Genomic DNA, 23,186 nt, shown 5'->3' with positions numbered 1-23,186 from the left:
AACACCATGGACCAATTCGATCAAATCCCGGCGGATCAGATTCTCGCTTTTAGTGCCGTTGCGATTGCGGTCGGAGTGGCAGTCGCCTTCGCGGTGATTTCGATGTTGGCAATCACACTGAAGTTTTGCTTTTCGAACTTTGCCCCACGCACTCCCAGCTTCATGGGCTGTCTGGGACTTGTGATTGGCATGTGCCTCGTCAATCTCACCTTTCCATCATTGCTGGGATCGATCATTGGTTCTCCCGGTTATTTGATCGGGCTTCCACTGGTGTGGATCTCTAATGCATACCTGATTTCCTCGTCAGGCGAATGCAGCATGTGGCGTGGGGTTGGAATTATGATCGCGCACAACATCGTCAACGGTCTCGCGATGTTACTTCTCTTGATGGTGATCTTGCTTCCGATATTTGTGTTAGGAAGCGAAAGCTTTCAAGACCTGTTCCCAACGAACACGAACCAGGCGTCGACTGAAACCGAACTACCTATCGCACAAAACGTGTTCGATATCGAAGACGCAACAACAGTCGGATTTTCAAACGACATGCCTGAAGCAATCTCACAAACGCAGCCGACTTCGGTGCCGGCAAAGCCAATTGCCGTTCCAGTTCAACCAACACAACCGCGTAAACATGCGGCTGACGGAACGACGATAAACCCGTTCTTTCAATAACGGGAACTAAGGCCGCAGCCGTTCACGGTACTGCAAAAACACATCCACCAACGCCCAGTCGAACGACATTTGGTGGGTCTCGGATAACCGAATGGCATCTGCCTGGGCTTGTCGAGCGGTCGCAGCCTGATGCGGACGAACACGCCGCGTGACGCTCGCGATTAACGGAGACAGCAACAACAAGGCTAGGCCCAAGGCCACGGCGATGTGCGTGGTCCGTCGTTGGGTATTGGATCGCTGAAGGTTGCGTGAAACCTGTTCCAGTACCCGATCGCGATGCGACTCGGAGGGACCAATACATCGTCCCAGCGATGCCAAGTGAGATTCAATTCGGCGCTGATTGATGTCTTTCATGACACCGCCTCACTTCGTCCAGACTCAACAACGCTGCTGGCGTAGTGAACACCGAGGGAACGTTCCAGCTTTTGCGTTAGCTTTTCTAATCCGTAGCGATAGCGACTCGCAGCAGTCGATGGGGAGAGTTCCAGCACTTCACCAATTTCGGCAAACGTGAGCTGCTCCCAGACCTTCAAAACGATGACTTCGCGTTGATCGTCGGGCAACGATTCAAGTGCTTGCCATATCACTTGACGCTCGTCGTCTTTTTCGACCACGTCAACGCTTCGCCCCATCAGACGCTCAGCCATCGCGCCAATTGAAGAGATTCGTGACCTCCCACGGACAACCACCAACGACTCGTTACGGACCATCCGCAACAAATAGTGCCAGGGCTGATCAGCACGCATCAGCAGTTCGGGCCGTGAAGCGACTTTCAACATGACAGTCGCCACTGCGTCTTCCGCATCATGCTGACGGCGGGTAATCGTTGCCGCGAAACGCACGAGACGCTCCGCTGTCAGATCATAAAAACGCGACAAAGCGTACGTCCGCGTGGACGCCACTTTCGCTTGGGCGACTTCGCGAGCCGCTTGATGAATCTGACAATTGAAGTGAATTGAATGGGCCATAACGCGTCTATGATGCGCCGTCCGGACCCATTTGTCTAACTTTTTCGAAAATAGTCGCCCGTCGCCCAAAAATGGACTCGGCTGACCGAGCAGTCTGACTACCGGATTTCGAAGGGAATATTCGCCTGGCCGTACTTTTGGCCAATCGCGTCCTCCAACGTCAGCTCTAACCGATAGGTTCCCTGACGCAGTTGATCCGGCAAATTCATTTGATAGGCGACAAAGTAATCACGCAAGCGATTGCTAGAACGTTGCTGGTCGGCCGGCAAAATCTGGCTGACCACCTTGTTGCCGGACGCGTCGTAGATTTCGTAGCTGCCTTCCAGTTGGGTTCGGAACAACCCATCCTTTTCTGTCGCGACGAAATTCTCGACTTCGCAGTACAAGATGACTTGCTGGCCAGGCGCGAAACGTTTGTTTTCGAACGGCTTCACCTGACCGTAGGATTCGATCTCGGTGCAGAACTCCAACTGACGAAGCTCCAACGAATCCGTTGCTTCCGACAGATAGGACGTCGCTTTTCGGAAGTGCGGTAGCGCTTCGGTGACGCGGCGACCGGCGGACGGATGCCCGTCGGGGTCGATGATCGTCCACAGGCCGATCAATTGGTTCTTCAAAAATTCCCGCTCGCTCTCCGAAAAACCGTCCATCGACTCGACAGCCGTTTCTGGATCACCGGCAAGCACCATCAAATACCGTGCGATAATCTGACGACGAGCCAAGTCACGCGGCGTTTCATTTTCTTTCGGTTCGACGATTCGCTGCAAAAGCATCGAATACAACTCTTCTTCGCCAAGCGGACCGTCCGTGCGGTTTTCGACCGCGACTTTTTCATCTGCCTGAGACATCAACGTAACCGGTGCCATTCCATTGGAACTGTGCGAGACAGTTTGGACTGGCTGTGTCGCTGCATCGGTACCCGATGCGTCATCGGTCACATACGCATATGCTGTTTCTGAATCGTCCGAATTCGAATCGTCGATCGGTGGTTTTCCCGTTCCAATTCGCTGCGGCCCTGGGCCTTGATAGTCCGCCGGCGTCGTTGGCAATTCTGGCAACGAGTTCAATGAATTCTCGAGGGCCGCGGCAAGCGCCAACGGCTGACTTGTCTGGCTGATCGGTCGCCGTGATACCTTGGGGGCCTCTGGCGAAGGCGAACTTTCTGATGCGACTTGCTGGGTCACAACCGGTGGCTGCGCCGCTTCAACCGTCCCTTTCGAATCCCCGTCTGTGATCGTCAAATCCGACAGAGAGGCCGAAACCAACCCGCCATCGCTAACCTTGATGTCTTCGTCGCTCGCCGAAACGGGACGAACATCGCCGGGGGCCGGTTGCTGGGCGACAGGATCGCTCGCGGTCTCGATTTTTGGTTTGTTCTGAACCTGCGTTGCCGTCGCAGTCGACGATGGTTTTGCGCCGGCTTGCTGAGCCAATTTCCCAGCCGCTGAACTTGCCAGTTGTGCCGACGTGGCTGCGGAATTGCTAGAAACCTGCGCGGATGCAGGCTCATTCGAGCCGCCCATCACCATCGCCCGCGCACGGGCAAGCATCGAGTTGTTTTCACTCGACTGCGGTGGCATCCGTTTGGTCGTCGCCAAACGCTGCTGGGGCGCCTCGATCGATGCCACCGGCGCTGACGAATCTTCAGTCACCTGAACCAGCGAACTGCTGGGGCGAGTCGATCGACAGCCGGGTGCCGCGATAGCTAGCAAAGCAAGCAACTTGGCCGCGTTGCCTTTGGTCAAGACTGATCGTTGGCGGCTGGTCAGTGACGAGCGCATCCTTGCCTCGTTATTTTCAAAATGGAGCTAAAGTTTTGGGAATCATTCTGATACAGCAATGGCCAGACCATAGCAAGCGCAGTTGAGTCCACGATTTCGTTCGCTTCGCCAGTAGTGCTGGCGAGTTGGTCAACCGGAACGATCACTCTCGGTCGACCGTTGCCCCAAGCACCGACAATGCCGCCCCGAGTTCACCTTGGGAAAAAAGCTTGAAAGCGCGCTCTGCAGTTTCGTGACGTCCTTCGCTGCGTCTGGCTTGATAAAGAAGAAACGGAAACGACAAATCTTGGGGTTGGTGTGTTGTGAACTGACGTTGCCGAAGCAATCGCTGGACAATTTCCAGATCGCGGTATCCAAGTTCGACGCTCGGTTCTATCTGCGTGCCTTCGCCCCAGTCATTCCAAGTTGCGATTTGAACGACCACTGCGTTGGAATCGATCGCTTTGTTCAACGTCGATTGAAGCGTCTGACCGCTAGCATCGGGCAATCGAGGATAGCCTTCCTGAACACCGGCGACCCGATAGACGTCATGGAACCTTGGAAACGCCACCGGAATCGCTCGCGTCCAATGTTTTGCGTCCGCCAAAAATTGGTCGACTTGTTGCATGCCAATTTTGGGTGCGGGCCAACCAAAGCCACCAATCGCTCCGGACCGACGAAAGTCTTGACTGAAATAGGAAACGGGCGAATCGAGGGCCGCTAGGCATTTTCCCCATTCCTCATTGGTAAGGCCGGCATGTCCGAACGACAGCAAAACCGGTTTGCCATCCAGCTTGAGATAACTCCCCGATTTGAACCAATACTTACCAAGCCAATTGAGTTCGTTGACAGCGTGCGAGATGCGATCGGTAGCTGCGAGACGATCCGCAGCGACCAAAGCAGGGATCGTTTGATCTTCATAACAAATGACGAACTTCATTCGGAGTCGTTCGCATTGCTGAAGTAAACGTGTCGTATTGCGATGCAAAATCGCGTAGTCACGGTAGTCCGTTAACCCATACCAATCGACGATCACACCATCGATCCCGGCAAGTTTCATCAACAATAGATGAAACTCGAGAACATCGGGGTCACTCGAATCATACGGTCCGACGATTGGATAATACGCAGACGCGATCTGTCGCTTTCCATCGGATTCCTGATCAGGATCGAAGTGATTCATCGTCCAGTGCCATCCCCAGTGATCGCTGCTGGGTTTGGCAACGAACCAGGGCATGTAGTGCGCCAAGATCATCGGCGATTCGGGATCCTGCTCCTTCTGGTCTGCATTGATTACCGAGTCATTGGCAAAAACAGCCGACAGGGAATCGGGCACGACCATCAAGTGGGCTGTCACAAAGAGCGCCGTCATCAACAACCGAGTGATCAGGCGTGGCAGGCACATCATCTTGGACCACATCGTTAGGAATGAAGCTACCCCTTCGGCAAAGTCTAGCACGCAATGATGCTGTCGCAGCGAGTCGCAGGAGTTCCCTAGGAAATGATCTCGCGGCGGTTCTGGACGTAGTCCCAAAGGACAAAGCGATCCAAGTTATTTCCGCTGGTGAAAAAGACTCGCCCTTGAGTTGTCTTGGCCAGACGGTTGGCAAAGCGAATGTCTTCCTCGCTTTGCGACCAACTCGGCACAAGAAAGATGTTGATCGTGATCCCTTCTTTTTGGCAAAGCATCGCTTCCCGCATGGTCGCCTGTTCGGTTTGTGGATCAGGCGGATAGAGCATGTACAGCCACTCGCCCTCGTTGTGCGCCGTAGGCAACCCATCGGTGATCAAAACGATCTGACGATTGGGCGTGTCCGTCGCGGCCAAGTTCTGGCGTGCCAACTGAAGCGAACGCTGGATGTTGGTGAAGTGCTGGTGGATCTGTGTTTCGCTGATGTGCTCGTCGCTCATGTCGACTTTTAGACGCACCCAAGGATCATGAATCGTTACAGGCTTGGGCATCAGCTTGATGACTTCACCGGGAGATCGCATTTTGGCAAATGTGTACATCTCGATGAATCGCAAAAAGTCGCCGGGATACTCGGTTTGAATCAAGCCTTGCAGAGCAAGCGCCATGCGTTTGACGTTCATGTACTGTCCGTCGTAGCGCATCGAACCGCTCATATCCATGACGACACAAGTCGCACACTTCGGATGATTCCGCGTCTTGTGGATTTCGATATCGTCGCCGTGCAATCGCAGCGGTCGCTTGTCACCTTGCCGCAGCAGACTGTTGATCACAGTCTGAGGAATGTCCATGTTGGCGATTGAGTCACCAAACTCGTACGGCTTCGTCTGCTGCAATTCGACCGCTCCCTCACCAACCACATCACCTTGGTGACGTCCCGATCGAGACGGCGCAAGTTCGCTAAAAATCCGCTCTAGCAATCGGCCTTGAAAGACCTTGTATGCTTTCGGGGTAAGGCGAAACTGTCCCGACGAATCGCGTTCCAGGCCTTGGCGTTCTGCTTGCTCACGAATGATGTTTTCGACCTGTCGCCGCATCTCCTCCAACTGTTGCATGTCTTCGGTGGGCACGAATTGGTTGAGCATTTCCATGTCAATCAATCCGATTTGGGCGGTCTTGGACGCTTCCTCAAGCTGCTTGAGCAACTCATCGATCTGCTCAAGTTCCTGCTTGATTTCGAGAGCTTTCGGAACACTCATCGATTCATGACCGATGAATTCATATTCGCTGTGGAGCTCTTCGATGTTGTGCTTGTCTGCCATCGCAGAAGCGACTTTTAACAGGTCCGTGGAAAGACTGTCGCCACGGTTTTCGGCGCGGTACCAAAGTGCTTCCAACAAATACGGTTGTTCGCGTATCACCGCTTCACGAAACGTCTTTGCCAAGTCTTTCGGTGGATTAACTTGCTTTGCCGCGCGGTGAAACGCCTTCCGTGCTTTTTTCTGCACGGTCAACGATTCGTAAGTTTCCAGAATCTTTCGCTTACGATCTTCCAGCATCTGCCGCAGCATTTCGATGCTCGGCCCAAGCCCTTTAATTTGACTCGGATCCAAACGAACCGCACGAGCGAGTTCTTCTTCGCTCAACTCGCGAAAATCGCCATACATCAACGCCTGCTCAAATGCCGGCGTTATCAGATCAGGTGATTCCTGCGTTGGGGGCGGAAACGTCGCCGGGTCGTATTTCTGATAGGCGTGGATGATTCCGCCGACTTGTTTACGCATCGACTTGCGATCCAATACAAGGTGTAACTAACAGGCAAAAGACAGACGGCAACCAATACGAAGTGATATCAAGTCTCGTATTCAATCTTGCCCTGACGTTGTGCGCGACTGATTCGATCCATGCTGTAGAGCCCGGCGAGCACAAATTCGACACAGCTCGCCCGCACCGCGTCGCTATTGGCGGCATTGACCTCAAACGCCATTTTCCATGCCGGCGGAACACTCTTCAAACGCTCCGCGTACTCGGAACTTGGCAACAGATCACTGACTTCGATTCGCACGCCACTGCGGAAGATTTCTGCGATTTCGGCCAGCCCATGCTCTTGGACATACTCACCAAAAACCGTCTCAATCGCTTTCGCAACCACCGCATCGAGCACTTGTTTTTCGCTCATCTGATGTGTTCCCATCAGATCGAGTTCCAGCTTGCCCAACGAACTGGCATAAAGATGCCCAAGATCAGAGATCCGTGGTACCGCCGGCCTTTCATTATGCAAGATGCCACGTTGGCGAGCCGAAGCGACCATCGTACGGAAGTTGGCAAGGGAGAATCGCGCAGAAACGCCCGACGCATGATCGATAAACTTGCTGCGTCGAGCTTGGTTGGTGATCTCCTCAATCAGCTGATACATAAAGTACGGCACTTCGACCGGATACTCACCTTCCAAATCTGCGCCCACTTCTTGACGCAAGATCTCGATCCCTTGATCACGCTCGGTCGGATAGTGGGTTTGTACGATCGTTCCAATTCGATCTTTCAACTGCGGGATCACTTTCCCACTGCGGTTGTACGTCGATGGGTTCGCCGAAAACAGGATCACGATGTCCAAGTCGAACCGGATCGGATAGCCGCGAATCTGGACATCGCGTTCTTCCAAAATATTGAACAAGCCGACCTGCACGAGATCATCCAACTCGGGTAGCTCGTTCATCGCAAAAATCCCTCGGTGCAAACGAGGAATCAATCCAAACGACAGCGCTTCTTCAGCACTCATACTGACCCCGCCGGTCAACTTTGCCGGATCAATTTCGCCGATGATGTCAGCGAATTTAGTTCCAGGTGAGAGCCGCTCGGCATAGCGATCACTCCGATGCCACCAGGCGATCTTGATGTCTTCGGGATCATGCTCAGCAACCAACCGTCGCCCTAACGACGTTACCGGCGCAGTCGGATCTTCGTGAACCGCAAGATCCGGGTGATCGATGTAGGGAACCCACTCGTCCAAAAACCGTGTCAACATTCGCATGATACGACTTTTCGCTTGGCCTTTCTCACCAAGGAACAACATGTCGTGCCCAGCAAGAATTGCCAAGTTGATGTCCGGAATCACGGTGTCCTCATAGCCAACGATCCCCGGAAACAATTCCTCTCCGGCGGCGAGCTGACGCATGAAATTATCGCGCATCTCGCGTTTGACCGATTTGGACTCCCAACCGCTATCGAGCAGTTCACGTAGAGTCGTCGAGCTGGGAGCCGCTGTCGCCGTATTCATGCAAGTATCCTTCGATTCAAATGAACATTCCTAGAGGACGCAGGAGCGATCTTGGCGTCAGGCTGTCACGACCGGCGTTCCTGGTTCAATTGTAGCCGTCAGCAAACCAGCACCGCCGCGGAATACATGCCCTACCGATCCGGAGGCTGAAAATCCCCAAGATCACCACGGACGCAAGACGCAGCCATCGGAAAAGAGGCAGCAGTCAACGCAACGACGAAGTCACGGCCAGACCGGTGCTAACGTGCGACCGATCGCAACCTAAGGCTGCTCACCGACAAGGCTGTCTGAGTCCGCAGAGACCGACGAATCGCCGGCAGACTCTGACTGCGACATCTCCGCGGAAACGTCGGCAGGTGGATGCAAACGCGACGACCGAATCGATCGCCCCCACATCAACAAACCGCCAGACGCCGAAAGCAATAACAGCATCATGGTGATCATCACCGCAGGATGCTGAACGCCTTTGCGAAGACGCCACTGACGCCGCCCGCGGGCATCACCCTGCTGGTGAATCTGATCCGCACTCAACGACGGCGGCTTCGCAGTATCAATACGTATCGATTGCTGTGACTCGACAGATTTCTCCGACTCGACAGGCGGTACCACGGTCGGTTCAGCTAAACGTGCCTTCCACTGCTTCACCATTGCACGGTGATCAGCGAACTGCGTCGCCCCCGCCTGATACATCGCGCCCGGACGAATTCGACCGATGTGAATGCGCGATTGCCGATCCGGTCTCTGGCGTGGATCGAGCAAGCGATACGTCGACACGGCAACTTGTGAAAGCTGGTGTGCGGTCAATTCACTCGGATCCGACAACTGCTTTAACGCAAGCGACTTTGCCGCCCGGGTGGCAGCATTTCGAATCACCGCGAGCCTCGTTTCCGAGCGGCGCACCCCTAGCCTCAGAAAATCGTCTGGTCCCAACGTGACATGAAACTGATCATCGGGTTCAACAGACGACTCCGGCGAAGCATTCGGTGGAGTCTCAGAAATAACAGACACGTGGCGAAACAGATCCTTACTCGTACCAGTGTGGAGCGGTGGGGAAAGAATTGGCTCGGAGACCTCCGCCCCGAGCATCTTTATTCAAGAGACCGCTGACCGATAAGCGGTTCGGCGATCCGGTTGAACTTCTTTGCGGTGACGCTTTACGGGCCATTAAGGTCCCGTTTGCATCAGCAACGCCGTATTATTGTCGGCCGACCGCGTTCTGGCTGCACGAAAACCACTGCAGCCACACCCGACATAGTGGCCCTCCGCCACTAAAACCCCGCACCGCAAAAATAGCGGCCACTGCGACGAATAAGGGGGTGAATTCTTTGTTTGAATCCGGCGACCAGCCGCCAAAATTCGAACGAGTCACTTCCGCTAGGGGGCCCGCCAAACTCAAGGGACGCTAATTCGCATCCAATACGGTCGCTTGCGATCCGCCCTCCGGCGGGTGTCCTCCAAGATCGTTTCTAACCCACGGTCAAAATCAATGTGTTGTGGTGAACTGCCCGAGCGGAGAACGATCTGCTTACTCAAATCGACACCCATGTCGGGGCGCAGCCAAACCACATAAGAATCACTCGGCCCATTCACACGGATCTGATTTCCGCCCCCGATGAGGCCATCGATTTTTCCACTTCGTTTCCGCGGTTCTTGATCCCACAGGATTGGATTGATGTCGACGGCAGGTTTCAGCGGCCCAAGTTCCAGCCACCAAAAGAACTGATCTCCCTTCCGCATCGTCACAGCATCCAGCTCGGTGGGAATTTCCTTGCGAACATGAGTCGGGACGTTCAACCAATCGAACAGCTCGGGGATCTCTTCATAAAAATCCTCTCGCCCCCGACCGCGATACATCACGACCGTCACATCGTTTCGAACCTCCATGTGATTATCAAGCACTGCGCCCATGCGAACCAGCGGCGGCTTTGGGCCAGAGGCCTCTCCCATGACGAGGTACATCGGGACATGGCGTGCGTTGGGATAGTAATGTGCAATCGTCTTTGACGGTTCGGCATTCACACACACCAAGCCGGCCCAAAGATCAGGATGCGAAAGCGCAATGTCCCAAGCCGCTGTCGCGCCCTCACCATGTCCGGCAATAAAAACGCGATCAGCGTCTATCGAAGCGTGCCGCATTGCGTGTCGTAGCGCACGCAACACGTTGTCGTGTTCCCGCGGCGTGAACTCGTACGCATGCTGCGTCGGGCGGCCCCACTTCGGCGACACAACGATGTATCCGTTCCGCATTGCATGACCGGTGCGATAGCCCATTGCCGCGTCAACCTCGCCAGCCCACCAAGTCATTTCCAACTCGGGATGCGCGTTGGGCGGCGGCAACACCACCAAACACGGATACTCGCGGCGTGGGTCATACTCCGGCGGCAATTGAATAACGTAGTCCGGTTGTTCGGTCAGCATCGGCTCTGGGGCATCCCCATCGGCGTTTGCTTCCGCCAGTTTGCCGATGCGATAGTAGCCCGCGATCTTTCCGTCTGCCGCACCTTCCGGCCAGTCCTTCACCGGCTCGAGAAACTCGATCAGCTTTGCCACATATTCGATCTGGGAACCTTCGATTCCCTTCAGTTCCTCAAGAATCTCTTGCCGCCGGACCAAATTCGCCGATCCCAAATACTCGGCTACTAAGTCTCGAACCTGAACCAACGAACCAGCCACCACCAAGTTTTGTTCTCCGGAACCTGGCCCCATCAGCCAACCGGCGATAGCGAGCGCCACTCGGTTCTCAACCGGTGTGTTGACGGCTCCTTTAAAACGCGCGTAGTCGTTCAATCGAGCAACGGTCGACGCCGACAGGCCAGTTTCGATTTCTTTGATCACTCGTTCGACATTGGGGCCTGGGTCCGCGATCTGCGACAGGTCTTGCCGCAGTGACTGCAGCAGATCGGCAACTCCTTGATCACTCGCATCAAGCTCTTCGATCGCGATTTTGACGCGTTCTCGCATCTGTCGCCCGACGGCATCCATCGGAAAATTTGAATACACCTGCCGTGCAAACGCCGGCTGCCCTGCCCTGCCGCGACGTTCGGCTTCGTCCAATAAACGCTCGCCTTGAAACGCCACCAAAGTGCTCAGTTGAGACTTCATGTCTTCGAGCTCTGGGAACGTACGAATGGCACGAGTCAATTCGTCCTCGGCAGCTCGGTAACGTTCGGACTCCATAAAGAACCGAACCACCATCAGTCGCGCATCCAAATCGTTTTGATCAATCCGCTGGCGGAAAATCCTTTGGAACGTCTCAGGACGAATCGAGCGTGTCGAGACGCGCATGTCCCATTTATAAGACGGCTTGCTCTTCAGCGCCTCAAGCTTTGCATAACGCGCGTTTAGTTCCGTAATCCCCTGAACGATCTCGATCGGCCCATCGTGACTACGGATGGTGATGTAGCGGCGCGCATATTCGTTGAAGTCTGAAACCGAGAGGATGTCGCCGACGACTTGTATTTCATCGCCGCTGACGGGTGATCGTTGTTTGAACTCGATCGTCCGCTCAACGCTTCGCACGTCTTGCGGCTCTCCCGCCACCATGCCACGCCGATGAACATAGACCCGACGCAGTCCGTCATCGACCAACAAGATTGGGCGTGATAACGATTGGGCACCACCTGCTTGGAAACCACTTTGGTTCATCGCCGGGACGTCAACCAAAAATCCCTGCAGTGCCAAACCGCTTTTCAGAATCACACGTTGATCGGCGAAGCTTGTGTTCGAGCAAACAAACCCGGCCACAGCGAAACAGAATCCCGCGACAGCCCACGAACAAATGCGTCGGCGAGTTGTATTCGGTAGTACCTGCATTGCGATTCAAACACGAGAAGCGAAACAAAGACGACGCAGGAAAACGACGCCTTGCGTGCACGCTTGCTACGCGAGCACGCCACTGGTGGGACCGAAGCTGGCTGGAATCGGGTTCAACGAAGTTTGCTCACGGAACGAAACGGGAGTCTGCTCCGGCGTCGTCACTTCCACTTGGTGTGTCGGCTGGAAAATCAGGATCGCAAAAGCTCGCTTCATCGATCGACCGATTGGCTCAACACCTAGCCGCACGGATTCGAACGCCGGTTTGGTGGTCGCCACGAAGGCTTCCTCGTCGACGAAGTTCCACCAATCGGCACTGTCTTGCCAGTGCAACAGAACAGGATCGAGCACGTCTTCGTTCTCGACCGTCTCTTCGACCGGTTGCGACTGCGCGATCACCAACGCACCGTTGTCCACACTCGTATTTTGGATCGCAACCGGGGCGTCGTCCAGCATTCCCATCGGAATCAGTCGAACACCGACGGCGACGAGCAATGCCGCCGCCAACACCAATCCCCTTCTTGCCGCGGGCGATACTCGCAGCCAACCGGCACGATCGCTACGTTCGGAGACGAACTCCGGTTGGCGAATCCCTTCCACCGGCTGGATTTCAATTGCCGCCCACAACCGATAAGTCTCATTACAACGGTCGCAATGACGGACGTGCCGCGCCAGTTGTGCGTCTCCTTCGATTGGCAGTCGCTGATCGAGAAGTTCGTTGAGTCGTTCTTCGAATTGATCACAATTCATTAGGAAGCCCTCCGCCGTTTGGGGTTCGTCCCCTGGTTTTGCAAAACCTCGCGCTCTCGCAGCGATTCGATCATCCCTTTTCGCGCCCGATGGACCAACGTTTTGACAGTGCCGATTGGACAATCCATCCGCTTGGAAATCTCTTCGTACGACAATTCGGATTGATGAAACAATTCGAACGCGGTGCGCTGGCGATCAGTAAGTCCCTGCATCGCCAAACGGATCTCCTCTTCGAAAGCGGACGCAGCCAAACTCTGCGTCATTGCACTTGATTGAGGTTCTGCCGATTCGGTCAGCGGCGAGTGCATTCGTCGCTTGGCAAGATGACTTCGCGATCGATTCCCGGCGACGGTCGCCAACCAAGGTTCAAACGGGCGTCGTGGGTCCCAACGATCAAGGTACCTCAGCACTCGGCTAAAGGTTTCTTGCGTGGCGTCTTCGGCGTCTTGTCGATGCTTCAGAATCGCGAAGCAAATCCCATAAACAAATGCGTGGTACCGCTTCATCAGCACCGCAAATGCGCCAGCGTCATCCTCGATGATCTGCTTGGCCAGCACGGCTGTCGAAAGATTCGCTGGATCGTCCACGTGGGGCGCCTCTTGGAGGTTGGTCGGATGAAACCAAGATACGCACAACCATTCGCCAAAGAAATATGAATCTTGGCAGTCACCGCAGTGACGCCCGGCCCAAAATGGCCTCGGCAAACGCCGCAGGCAGTCGAGATAGACGCTGAACCAAGCCTGACGATTAGCGTCCGCTAAAGAATCGCTTCAAGGCATCGTCGGCGGCAGCCTTTGAACTTTCGGTCATCGACTTCTTTAGACCGTCCGGCAACTTGCCTTTCTTCTGCTTTTTCTGCTGCCGCAAACGTTCCAACAGCGAACTGTCGTTGACGGAAAGATCCGTGCTGTCACTCGATGGGTCCTTGTCGACGGACGACTCAGCTTCTTCGGGCTTCTTGAGATCATCCAACCGAAACTGACGTGTGTCAGGGTCTGACAATTTACGAACCCGGTCAACTTGGTCTGCTTCGTCCAACCAACCGTTGACATCGACCTCTTCAAAGCGGCTGTCGGATTCTTTCACGGTTCGCGCCGCAGCGTCGCTGACATCAACGACTTCGGGCTTCTTGGCGCCTTTCAGTCCGTGCTCAACAACGATCTCAAATTCCAGTTTGCCGAGCTTGATGTGGTCGCCGGGTGACAAGATCTTGGCTCGGTCGCTGGGCAACCGCTTTTCGTTGACATAGGTCCCGTTGCGACTCTTCAGGTCCTGGATCAAAACACGCCCGTCGCGGATCACGATGATGCAATGCTTACGGCTGATCGAGTCGCTCTTAGGCCTCAACTGGCAAGACTCACTACGGCCAATCAAAAACTTCTCGCCGGTTACAGGAATCTCGACTCCTTCGTGACTTCCCGTCATGACCCTAAGCTTGACTTGCATACGGCACCTTTTTCCTATGACTAAATCGGCCGGTCATGGCCATTGACCCTCGCTAGTCGACAGCGCCGATTGTGCGGAAGCGAATCTATTTTGCACCGAGCTTTCTCGTCTGGGCTGCCGTATATCGACTTTATTGTAAACAGTTACACTGGCTGAGAAAATGCCGTAATCATCCGAATTAGGCGATTGCCAACACCCAACAGAACCCCCGCCGCAGCGGTGCACCGTCAATTCAACCCGCAACGCTGAAGTACGTTATCCCGCCTACGGGTGCCGAACCTGCACTCTTTTCAACGATTCGAGGGATTTGGGGCACAATCCTGCGCGGTAAACAACGTTGGCGAAAACTACCTGCGTTGCAACCAATCCTGATTCCCATATTTCTCATGTTGAACCCGGTCACAGGCACCGAGTTCCGCCGGCGTCAATTCCGATTCTCGAAAATCGACCCGCAGCAACCTTCCCACCCGCGCGGCCAGACCTTCAGCAAACGCCAACCGGTCGATTGAACGAGACGTCAGATCAAATGCGCCAGGCAATTCAGGTGCAGCAGAACTCGCTCTCAGCAGTACGCTGCCATGTTGCAGCACAGCTCGTTTGGCTCGCCGCTGCGCGCTACCGACAATCTTATAGCCGCTGACTACTAAGTCTTCTTCTGTTCGCCGCTGAAAACATAAAAACGCATCTTCGTCAGACATTCGCTGCCGATCGAGTCGATATGGCAAAGCGGTGACGCCAAGTTCACGAAATTGTTCGACAATCGCGGCATGGACACCTTGGTACAAATCGTGACGCGCACCACGTTGCCCGGGTGGGGTCGCCACCGTCAGACTGTACGTTAACTCGCGATCATGAACGATCGCCCCACCACCGGTGCTCCGCCGAACCTGTGCAAGTGACTCGAATCGCGGCATCGCTTCGCGGCTGGACTGAAAGTACCCTAGCGAAAGGGTCGGTCGTTCCCAGCTATAAAACCGCATCACAGCACTAGCCATGCCCTCAGCCTCGGCAGTTGCCGAAACCGACTGCATGACTGCTTCATCGACGGCCATGTTCCATGACGCATCGCGTGACCAATGCATCATCAACCGCCCGGCCGATCGCGTCTCACTCACCATCAGTCCATTTCAGCACTGGTTTACGTGCCGCAGCGACATCATCGGGTCGACTGATCTTGGTCGAGTGCGGCGCGTCTTCGATTAAGTCACCGCTCTCTTCGGTAATTCGGAACAACGCTTGCGCAAACGCATCAAGCGTTTCCTTGCTTTCCGTCTCGGTCGGTTCAACCATCACCGCTTCTTCAACCACCAATGGGAAGTAAACGGTCGGTGCGTGGAAACCGTAGTCCAGCAAACGCTTGGCAAGGTCCATCGCTGAAAGGTGCTTTTCCTTTTTCAGACGCTTTGCCGACGCAACGAACTCGTGCATGCAACGATCGCCGTGCGGCACGTCCATGATGTGACGCACTTTGCTGAGCAAGTAATTCGCGCCCAAGACCGCGTCTTCGCTGACTTTGCGAAGGCCTTCTTTGCCATACGTGCGAATGTAAATGTACGCCCGAATCAGAACGCCAACGTTGCCAAAAAAGCTGCGTACACGTCCGATCGACTTGCTCGGGGTGTGGCTGCGGTACTCGTCGCCTTCGCGAACGATCACCGGACCTGGCAAGTAATCTGCCAAGAAATCGCGAACGCAGATCGGCCCTGCACCCGGTCCGCCACCGCCGTGTGGCCCAGAGAACGTTTTGTGCGGGTTGAAGTGCATCAAATCCGCGCCGAAATCACCCGGTCGAGTGATCCCCAAAATCGCGTTCATGTTCGCACCATCGAGATAAATCAGTCCGCCCGCTTCGTGAACCAAGTCTGCGATTTCGGCAACTTGCGAATCGAACAGCCCCAAGGTGTTGGGGTTGGTCAGCATGAACACGGCGGTCTTGTCGTTCAACTTGCTTTTCAAGTCTTCGACATCGACCAAACCGTCAGCGCTACTCTTCACCGCCTTCGTGGAAAACCCAGCCATTTGTGCGCTAGCGGGGTTTGTCCCGTGTGCAGAGTCGGCGGTCAAGACAACCGTTCGCTGAGTCTCACCACGCTCGGCAAAGTACGCGGCCGCGACTAGCAACGCGGTCAATTCGCCGTGTGCACCCGCTGCCGGTTGCAGCGAAACGCCTGGCAAACCGCTGATCTCGCCCAGCATGTATTGCAGCTCGTGCATCATTTGCAACACACCACCAACGGTGTGATCACGCTGCAACGGATGAACGTCAGCAATTCCTGGCAAGGACGCCAAACGCTCGTTCCGTTTTGGGTTGTACTTCATCGTACATGACCCAAGCGGATAGAAGTGCGTGTCGACACTCATGTTCAGCGTCGACAAGTTCACGAAGTGACGCACCACGTCGCCTTCGGCAACTTCTGGAAGTGGCGGCGGCTGGTCGGCGAGAGCTTCCGCCGGCAACAGCGCGGTGACCGCTTCGCCAGATTCAGGCAACGGCGGCAATTGATGAGCACGACGTCCGGCGCGGCTCATTTCGAAAATCAGATTGGTCGCTTGTTGATTACGCATCGGTCAGTCCCCTCTATCAAACCGTTTGAGCCAATTGTGCCGAACCGACCGTCGAGGCCGACCCTAAAACTTCCATCAGCCGATTCATTTCGGCCTCGGTGCGTTTCTCCGTCACCGCCACCAAGAAGCAGTCGTCATAGCGACCGCCACATGCGGTTTCCGAAACGTCCGACACGGGGACACCGGCCAAGAAGCCGTGTTCTGCCGCTTGCTTCATCAATCCAATCACGTCGCCTTCGCGGTCACGGACCAAGAACTCTTTGAACACAGGCCCGCTATGAACGACTTCGAACCGCTCACTGGCGGCAAAGCGGTCGCGTGCCATATTCGCCTTCACCACACAGTGTTCGGCGGTCTCCTTCAGCCCCTGTGGACCCAGCAGGCTCAAATAAACCGTCGCTCGCAAAGCCAACAAGGTTTGGTTGCTACAGATATTGCTGGTCGCCTTTTCCCGGCGAATGTGCTGCTCGCGTGTTTGCAGCGTCAACACCCAACAACGGTTTCCACGACGGTCCGTGGTCTGACCGGCGATCCGACCTGGCATCCGCCGCATTAACTCCGCGCGACATGCGATGATGCCCAAGTAGGGCCCACCGTATGCAAGCGGGTTGCCCAGGCATTGGCCTTCGGCGACGGCAATGTCGACACCCAAGTCACCCGGTCGTTTCAGCAACCCGACGCTGATCGGATCGAAGGACTGGATCACCAGTGCACCACGTTCGTGGGCAACGTCGGCGATCCGTTTGACGTCTTCCAAACGGCCAAAGAAATTCGGGTGCTGGATCAACACGCAAGCGGTCGATTCGTCGATCGCGTCCATGATCGCTTCGCTGGTTCCGGTATCGCCCGATTCGACGACCACCAGTTCCGCATCGATGCCGACCAAGTACGAACGCAAGATGTCCAGGTACTGGGGATGAACCGCGTCGGAAGTGATGACTTTGTTGCGTTTACGCACTGACGCGAGCGCCATCAAAACCGCTTCGGTTGCGGCCGATCCGCCGTCATACAAGCTGGCGTTACTGACGTCCAAACCGCTGATCTGGGCGACCATGGTCTCGTACTCGAACATCACCTGCAGGTTGCCCTGGCTGACTTCGGCTTGGTAGGGCGTGTACGAGGTGTAGTACTCGCCGCGTGATGCGATCTCGTCAACGACGGCGGGGACGAAGTGATCGTAGGCGCCACCACCCATGAAACAGACGTGGCTTGAGACCGAACAATTCTTCGCGGCTAGCGAACGCAATTCGCCTTCCAACGACATCTCATCGGCGGCCGTAGGCAGGTCCAAAGGCCGCTGCATTTGCAACGCTTTGGGGACTTGGTCATCAATGATTTCGTCGATCGATTCAGCGCCGATCGATCGCAACATCTCGCGGCGATCATCATCGGTGTGAAACAGGTAGCCTTTCATCAATCAGAATTCCGTGGTCGTCAAACGGGAGAGAAGACACAGTCGATTGCTGCCGCGCGATCGCGCGTGCAGCAATGCCAATGGATCGCGATGATCCGTGATACGTTGCCGTCCATGCAAAACTGAAAGCTCCATCTACGCCGGACCGGTCAAACCGATCCGCACGCCGCAGTTACGCCGATTCGGAGCACTGCTTTTGATAGGCCGGGTAATCCATCAAGGATCCCAATCCGGCATCGTCGGTGACTTTCAATTTGATCACCCAACCGAAGTCATAAGGATCGTCGTTCAATCCGTCCAAGTTGTCTGGCAAGCCTTCGTGGACTTCGATGACTTCGCCGGCAACGGGGCAATACAACGGGCTAACCGCTTTGACCGACTCGACTTCACCGAATTCTTCGCCGGCGTCAAACGTTTTGCCAACTTCGGGTAGGTCCATGTAGACCAAGTCGTTGAGCTGTTCGATCGCGAAGTCAGAGATTCCAATCGTCGCAATTTTTTGTCCGCCTTCTTCGGACATATCTACCCATTCGTGGGTTTCGGCGTACAGCAATTTGCTTTTATCGCGTGACACGGATCAAGATTCCTTGTGAGACAGGCGTTGAAGATTAGGAAGCAGTTTTCGGGCGACGATAAAACGGCAGCTTGGTCGCAACCGCTGCGGAACGTTTCCCGCGAATATCAATTTCGAATTCGGTTTCGCCGACGACATCGACGTCCACCATCGCCATCGCAATCGGCTTGCCCAACGTCGGTGACGGTCCGCCGCTGGTGATCGTGCCAACTTCGCGACCATCTTTGCTGATCACGGCACAACCTTCGCGAGCCGGGCGACGGCCTTCGGGCAACAACCCAATGCGGCGACGCTTCGGCCCTTCGGCTTTGATCTTGGCAAGCACGTCGCGACCAATAAAGTCTCGATCGTCCAGATTGCAAGCGAATGACAAACCCGCGCTGATGGGATCCGTAGATTCGTCCAACTCGTGGCCGTAAAGCGGCATCGCCGCCTCCATCCGCAAGGTATCCCGGGCCCCAAGTCCGGCGGGGGCAAACCCGGCATCGCGACCGGCCAACATGACGTTTTCCCAGACCCGCTTGGCCTCTTCGGCCCGCACGATCAACTCGAATCCGTCTTCGCCAGTGTAACCGGTTCGGCTGACGATCACCGGCTTGGAAAACTGATCGGTGATCGTGGCCTGGTAATATTTCAGACGTGCGGGATCAAACGAGAACAGCTTGCGACAGGTCTCCATCGCCAGTGGGCCCTGGACCGCAATCATCGCGGTCAATTCGGTACGATCGGAAAAGGTGACCGTCGGGAACTCGTCCAGATGCTGCTTCACCCACTCGACAATCTTCGCCCGATTCGAAGCGTTCACCACCAGCAAGTGGTAAAACTGATCGCTGGGCGTTTTCAGATGCGAGACCAGCACGTCGTCCAGAATTCCGCCCTGCTCGTTGCAAACCGTGCCATAACGGACGCCGCCAACCGGCAGATCGACCACCCGGCGGGTCAGCAACTTGTCCAGCAACTCTGCCGAACCGTCGCCGTCAAAACGAAGCCGCCCCATGTGGGACACGTCAAACAATGCCGCTTTCGTCCGGCAAGCTTCGTGCTCGTTGACAATTGAATCGTACTGAATGGGCATTTCGTAGCCCGCGAACGGCACCATTTTGGCCCCCGCGTCTCGATGCCATTGATCCAGTGGGGTTTGCGCCAGGGAAGATACTTCGGCTTGACTCATCCAGTCTCTCGCGGACCTTTCGGGGGTGTGAACGTGCTGCGACGAGCCGGTGCGATTTCGGACCGGCAGCCTCTCCGATCCTCGCAGCGTACCCACCACACATTACACCCGGGCCCGGAGGTCACAAAGCGTGTGACTCACCAAGTAAAGGAGATGCGTTTCCGCGGGCCAACATGTCAACGATCGGTGCACAGGCAATCTGCGAATGCCTGATAAGTTCAAAGTGTACCGGATATCAATCACGGTTCCAGTGTCACTGAACTCAATGGGACGGAAACTCCCCTCGAGTTGCAACTGCGATCGGATTCACTCGCGAAGTCGAACAAACACGCCTGTTTTTTGCGAAATTGCGCAGCAGCCGTCTGTTCGGCGAGCCCTCAAGGCTCACCCGATCCGGCGATCGGGAACCCTGCGTATGCCGCCTCGATAATGTCGCTTGCCAGCTTTCCATCTCGGCCACTGACACGTGGCGTCCGCCCGCCCAGCACCGACGCGGCGAAGTCACTGACCAACGGCGCATGAAAGTTTTCGTGCGGCGGATGGTGCTCGTGAGACTCCCCACTAGCGTCCACCAAAACCATTCCGCCCTCGTTCAAATCATCGATCGTCACGCGCCCGTCGGTTCCGATTACCTCCAACCGATCAGGCGTGTTAACAGTGCCAAAATAACACTGCAGCACACCATGCTGGCCCGTTTTGAACTCCAATAACAACGTCGCCATGTCTTCGGATTCGAAGTCAGGCGAACGCGAACACTTGGCTTTCACATCCACCACTTCGCCAAATAGGTCGACAAACAAATCCAATCGGTGACTGCCGATATCCATCAACGGTCCGCCACCACCACGCGATCGGATCACGCGCCAATCATCCGCAGGAAAACGGTTTGCGTTGCCAGTCGTCGCCAGGATCGACAGCGGACGGCCAAGCTTCCCTGACGTGATCAATTCGCGGACACGCCGCACCACCGGATAGAATCGCCGGTAATAGGCGACGCCCAGCGATACCCCGGCTCGCTCGCAAGCTGGATCATCAGCTCGCACTGGATCGCGTCGAGCGCCATTGGCTTTTCGACTAGCACATGTTTTCCAGATGCCGCTGCGCTCAGTGTTTGCGGTGCGTGTAGGTCGACCGGCGTTGCGATGTAAACCGCGTCCACGTCATCCCGGGCAAACACGGCATCGGCTTCCACCATGCTGTGCGGAACCGAGTAACTCCGCGCAAACGCCGCAAGTTTGGCCTCGTCACGCCGACAAGCCACCTGCAACACCGAGTTCTCGTCGCGAACAATCGCATCCGCCACACGTTTTTCGGCAATGTCACCACAACCGATCAGTCCCCAACGTATCGCCATCACTCTCAAGTGGGTTGAAATGAAAAACACAAAGTGGCATCCGCCAAGAATCAACGCATCGTCCCCATCAGCCGAAACGCGGTCGCGTGCGGTTAAGTGGTCCGTCCAGCTCGAAAACAAACAACCGCTGGCTAGCGCCGATGCGGCTGATTGAAACTCAAAACAGGGTAGCAAAACCCATCAGCCGAAACGCGATAGCGTGCGATTATGTGATGCATCCAGCTCGAAATCACCTAACCGCTGGCTAGATTTGTTCAATAAGTTCGGCTTGGGATTGTCGATGGTGGTTGCCATCTTTCTGCTGATTACCATCATTCGTAGCGTCCGAGCCGACTTCGCCGTCGAGTTGTGGAAAGGCCTGGGAACCGAGCCTGATGCGACCCTGTTCACGCGTTCGGAAATGATCGTGGCCTTGGGAATCACGCTGGTCAATGGACTGGCCGTGCTGGTGAAGAACAACCGTCTGGCCTTCTTTATGTCGCTAGGGATTTGTGGACTTGGCTTACTGGTGATTGCCATGTCTCTGTTCGCCCAGCAGCAGGGGAATATGGACTCGTTTACCTTCATGGTGCTGATTGGTTTCGGACTTTACTTACCTTATGTCGCGGTTCACACCACGGTCTTTGAACGCCTGCTGGCGATGACCCGTGAGCGCGGGAACTTAGGTTTCCTGATGTACGTGGCCGACGCAATTGGGTATCTGGGCTACGTGGGAGTGATGTTCGCGAAGGATCTGGTTTCGACCTCGGATAGCTTCCTGCACTTCTTCATGACCTTTTGCTGGTTCACTGTGGGGATTTCGGTGGTCTGCCTGGTGGTTGCCTGGCGGTACTTCCATTTGCAAGGGGCAGGCGTTCCCGCGACACCTGCGGTTGAGACGGTTTCTTAACCTCTTCAAACCAAACGGACAAAAACAGCCGACCAGGCAGATCGCCTGGTCGGCTGTTTTCTTAAGGGGCTTGGTCGGGAAGAACCTTATCGCCAGGTCAGCACACGAAAGAGCCCTTTGCCGGTTCGCACCCGTTCCGGCAGAGCCAATAAGTAGTCGCGGTAGATGCTCAGCAGTAAGGCCACCACGAAGAAGATGCCACCTCCAATCATCATGTAGACCGCCATGTGTTGCAGTTGGTCTGGCAATCGGACGAAGACCAGCAGCGTCGCCACGTAAGTCAGCGTCGCGATGCCACCCACCAGTGTTGTCGCCCGCAAGCGGCACAAGATGCCTGAGCCCAACAGTAGCAAGGCAACCGTCAGACCGCCGATCTCGTGAACAAACCGCCAACCGGTCGCTTCGTGATAGAAGCCAAATCGCTGGCCCAGCATCCCGAGCATCAGCGGAGCGACGGTTAGCAAGCTGCCAAACGCCAGACCAGTGGTGACCCAATCACTACGACGATCTTGTTCGTGGGCCCAGCCGACATGGGCTGCCAGGAGAAGCCCCAAGCCAAGCGCGGTTACAAATATCTCGGTCTTCTGCCACGCTTCCAAGTCGAGCCCAAATGTCACCAGCAGGAACATCGCGAACGCTTCCCCAATGGCCAGTACCCGGTACCAGCGACGCAAGTCGGCGTTGGGCTGCATCAAGGCCGTTAGCAAGGCGGCTACGATGAAACCGATTTGCAGCAGGATCGTTCCCCCCTGAAAACCACCCATCCACAAACGGTTGAGTGTCATCAGAATGCAACCGATGCCAGAGATGCTGAGCATCAAGTGCCCCACGCCACCTATCGCCGTGCTGATATCGGTCGTCTCGTCCTCTGCCGAGGTGAAAACGCGATGCCCGATCAGGATTGCCAGTCCCAGTCCGCCAAAGCAAAGCAGGTAACTATTCGCTGAAAAATCGCCGAAGTGCATCGCTTGCCACAGCGACCCGCTCGCCGCCAAGGCGGTCAGATAGGTCGTCACGACCGACTTGGTTCGCACCGTGAGCAAGGCGTAGAAGAGGGCTGCTTCCAGCAAGATGGCCGACAACATCAGCGGACTGGTCGCACCGGTCAAAGGGGTCAAACAAAAA

21 protein-coding genes are annotated in these 23,186 nt (G+C 55.5%); 2 read left to right on the top strand and 19 right to left on the bottom strand.

Annotated features, from left to right (window positions below; all coding sequences use genetic code 11):
* The first annotated feature begins 6 nt into the window (after positions 1-6).
* On the top strand, positions 7-672 hold the full coding sequence (locus CGZ80_RS22810) for a hypothetical protein (RefSeq protein ID WP_094417994.1): 666 nt from the start codon (positions 7-9) through the stop codon (positions 670-672).
* A gap of 6 nt (positions 673-678) precedes the next feature.
* Here CGZ80_RS22810 and CGZ80_RS22805 read toward each other — a convergent pair whose 3' ends face one another.
* The 18 genes from CGZ80_RS22805 to CGZ80_RS28825 all read right to left on the bottom strand — a co-directional run bounded on the left by CGZ80_RS22805 (position 679) and on the right by CGZ80_RS28825 (position 21,172).
* Positions 679-1,026: a hypothetical protein gene (locus CGZ80_RS22805; RefSeq protein ID WP_094417993.1), complete on the bottom strand. Its 348-nt coding sequence runs from the start codon at positions 1,024-1,026 to the stop codon at positions 679-681.
* Positions 1,023-1,640, bottom strand: a complete 618-nt coding sequence (locus CGZ80_RS22800; RefSeq protein WP_094417992.1) for an RNA polymerase sigma factor — start codon at positions 1,638-1,640, stop codon at positions 1,023-1,025. The genes CGZ80_RS22805 and CGZ80_RS22800 overlap by 4 nt, the downstream gene beginning before the upstream one ends.
* A 98-nt stretch (positions 1,641-1,738) precedes the next feature.
* Complete coding sequence (locus CGZ80_RS22795; RefSeq protein WP_094417991.1) at positions 1,739-3,421, bottom strand: hypothetical protein; 1,683 nt, start codon at positions 3,419-3,421, stop codon at positions 1,739-1,741.
* A gap of 142 nt (positions 3,422-3,563) precedes the next feature.
* Positions 3,564-4,820, bottom strand: a complete 1,257-nt coding sequence (locus CGZ80_RS22790; protein WP_094417990.1) for a glycoside hydrolase family 71/99-like protein — start codon at positions 4,818-4,820, stop codon at positions 3,564-3,566.
* A gap of 74 nt (positions 4,821-4,894) precedes the next feature.
* Positions 4,895-6,592, bottom strand: coding sequence for a VWA domain-containing protein (locus CGZ80_RS22785; RefSeq protein WP_094418056.1), 1,698 nt, complete (start codon positions 6,590-6,592; stop codon positions 4,895-4,897).
* A 68-nt stretch (positions 6,593-6,660) separates the two neighbouring features.
* Positions 6,661-8,085, bottom strand: coding sequence for a magnesium chelatase (locus CGZ80_RS22780; protein ID WP_094417989.1), 1,425 nt, complete (start codon positions 8,083-8,085; stop codon positions 6,661-6,663).
* A gap of 261 nt (positions 8,086-8,346) precedes the next feature.
* Positions 8,347-8,958 (bottom strand): hypothetical protein, encoded by a 612-nt coding sequence (locus tag CGZ80_RS22775; RefSeq protein WP_143544107.1) that lies wholly within the window; start codon positions 8,956-8,958, stop codon positions 8,347-8,349.
* A gap of 519 nt (positions 8,959-9,477) precedes the next feature.
* Entirely contained in the window at positions 9,478-11,784 is a 2,307-nt protein-coding gene (locus CGZ80_RS22770) for a hypothetical protein (protein ID WP_094417987.1), read from the bottom strand.
* 180 nt (positions 11,785-11,964) lie between these two features.
* The gene (locus CGZ80_RS22760) at positions 11,965-12,648 is read right to left on the bottom strand and encodes an anti-sigma factor family protein (protein ID WP_094417985.1); all 684 of its coding nucleotides are present in this window, start codon (positions 12,646-12,648) and stop codon (positions 11,965-11,967) included.
* Positions 12,648-13,235 (bottom strand): RNA polymerase sigma factor, encoded by a 588-nt coding sequence (locus CGZ80_RS22755; protein ID WP_094417984.1) that lies wholly within the window; start codon positions 13,233-13,235, stop codon positions 12,648-12,650. The genes CGZ80_RS22760 and CGZ80_RS22755 overlap by 1 nt, the downstream gene beginning before the upstream one ends.
* A 160-nt stretch (positions 13,236-13,395) precedes the next feature.
* Positions 13,396-14,094: an FHA domain-containing protein gene (locus CGZ80_RS22750; protein ID WP_094417983.1), complete on the bottom strand. Its 699-nt coding sequence runs from the start codon at positions 14,092-14,094 to the stop codon at positions 13,396-13,398.
* Between the two features lie 347 nt (positions 14,095-14,441).
* On the bottom strand, positions 14,442-15,212 hold the full coding sequence (locus CGZ80_RS22745; protein WP_094417982.1) for a biotin/lipoate A/B protein ligase family protein: 771 nt from the start codon (positions 15,210-15,212) through the stop codon (positions 14,442-14,444).
* Entirely contained in the window at positions 15,202-16,659 is a 1,458-nt protein-coding gene (gene gcvPB, locus CGZ80_RS22740) for an aminomethyl-transferring glycine dehydrogenase subunit GcvPB (RefSeq protein WP_094417981.1), read from the bottom strand. Before gcvPB ends, CGZ80_RS22745 begins: the two co-directional genes overlap by 11 nt.
* Positions 16,660-16,675: 16 nt before the next feature.
* Positions 16,676-18,073: an aminomethyl-transferring glycine dehydrogenase subunit GcvPA gene (gene gcvPA / locus CGZ80_RS22735; RefSeq protein ID WP_094417980.1), complete on the bottom strand. Its 1,398-nt coding sequence runs from the start codon at positions 18,071-18,073 to the stop codon at positions 16,676-16,678.
* A 172-nt stretch (positions 18,074-18,245) separates the two neighbouring features.
* Complete coding sequence (gene gcvH, locus CGZ80_RS22730) at positions 18,246-18,647, bottom strand: glycine cleavage system protein GcvH (RefSeq protein WP_094417979.1); 402 nt, start codon at positions 18,645-18,647, stop codon at positions 18,246-18,248.
* A 34-nt stretch (positions 18,648-18,681) separates the two neighbouring features.
* Positions 18,682-19,818: a glycine cleavage system aminomethyltransferase GcvT gene (gene gcvT, locus CGZ80_RS22725; RefSeq protein WP_094417978.1), complete on the bottom strand. Its 1,137-nt coding sequence runs from the start codon at positions 19,816-19,818 to the stop codon at positions 18,682-18,684.
* A gap of 377 nt (positions 19,819-20,195) precedes the next feature.
* A complete protein-coding gene (locus tag CGZ80_RS28830; protein WP_233148604.1) occupies positions 20,196-20,783 on the bottom strand; it encodes a Gfo/Idh/MocA family protein in 588 nt (195 codons plus the stop codon).
* Positions 20,762-21,172: a Gfo/Idh/MocA family protein gene (locus tag CGZ80_RS28825; protein ID WP_233148603.1), complete on the bottom strand. Its 411-nt coding sequence runs from the start codon at positions 21,170-21,172 to the stop codon at positions 20,762-20,764. The genes CGZ80_RS28830 and CGZ80_RS28825 overlap by 22 nt, the downstream gene beginning before the upstream one ends.
* A 199-nt stretch (positions 21,173-21,371) precedes the next feature.
* Between CGZ80_RS28825 and CGZ80_RS22715 the strand changes: the two genes are divergently transcribed.
* On the top strand, positions 21,372-22,061 hold the full coding sequence (locus tag CGZ80_RS22715) for a DUF5690 family protein (RefSeq protein ID WP_315851429.1): 690 nt from the start codon (positions 21,372-21,374) through the stop codon (positions 22,059-22,061).
* 86 nt (positions 22,062-22,147) lie between these two features.
* Here CGZ80_RS22715 and CGZ80_RS22710 read toward each other — a convergent pair.
* Positions 22,148-23,186 (bottom strand): hypothetical protein (locus tag CGZ80_RS22710; RefSeq protein ID WP_158222818.1); only part of this gene is annotated, 1,039 nt, incomplete at its 5' end.

The sequence above is a fragment of the Rhodopirellula sp. MGV genome (assembly GCF_002251265.1).
Taxonomy (GTDB): Bacteria; Planctomycetota; Planctomycetia; order Pirellulales; family Pirellulaceae; genus Stieleria; species Stieleria baltica_A.
This window is presented reverse-complemented; position numbering and strand designations above follow the sequence as displayed.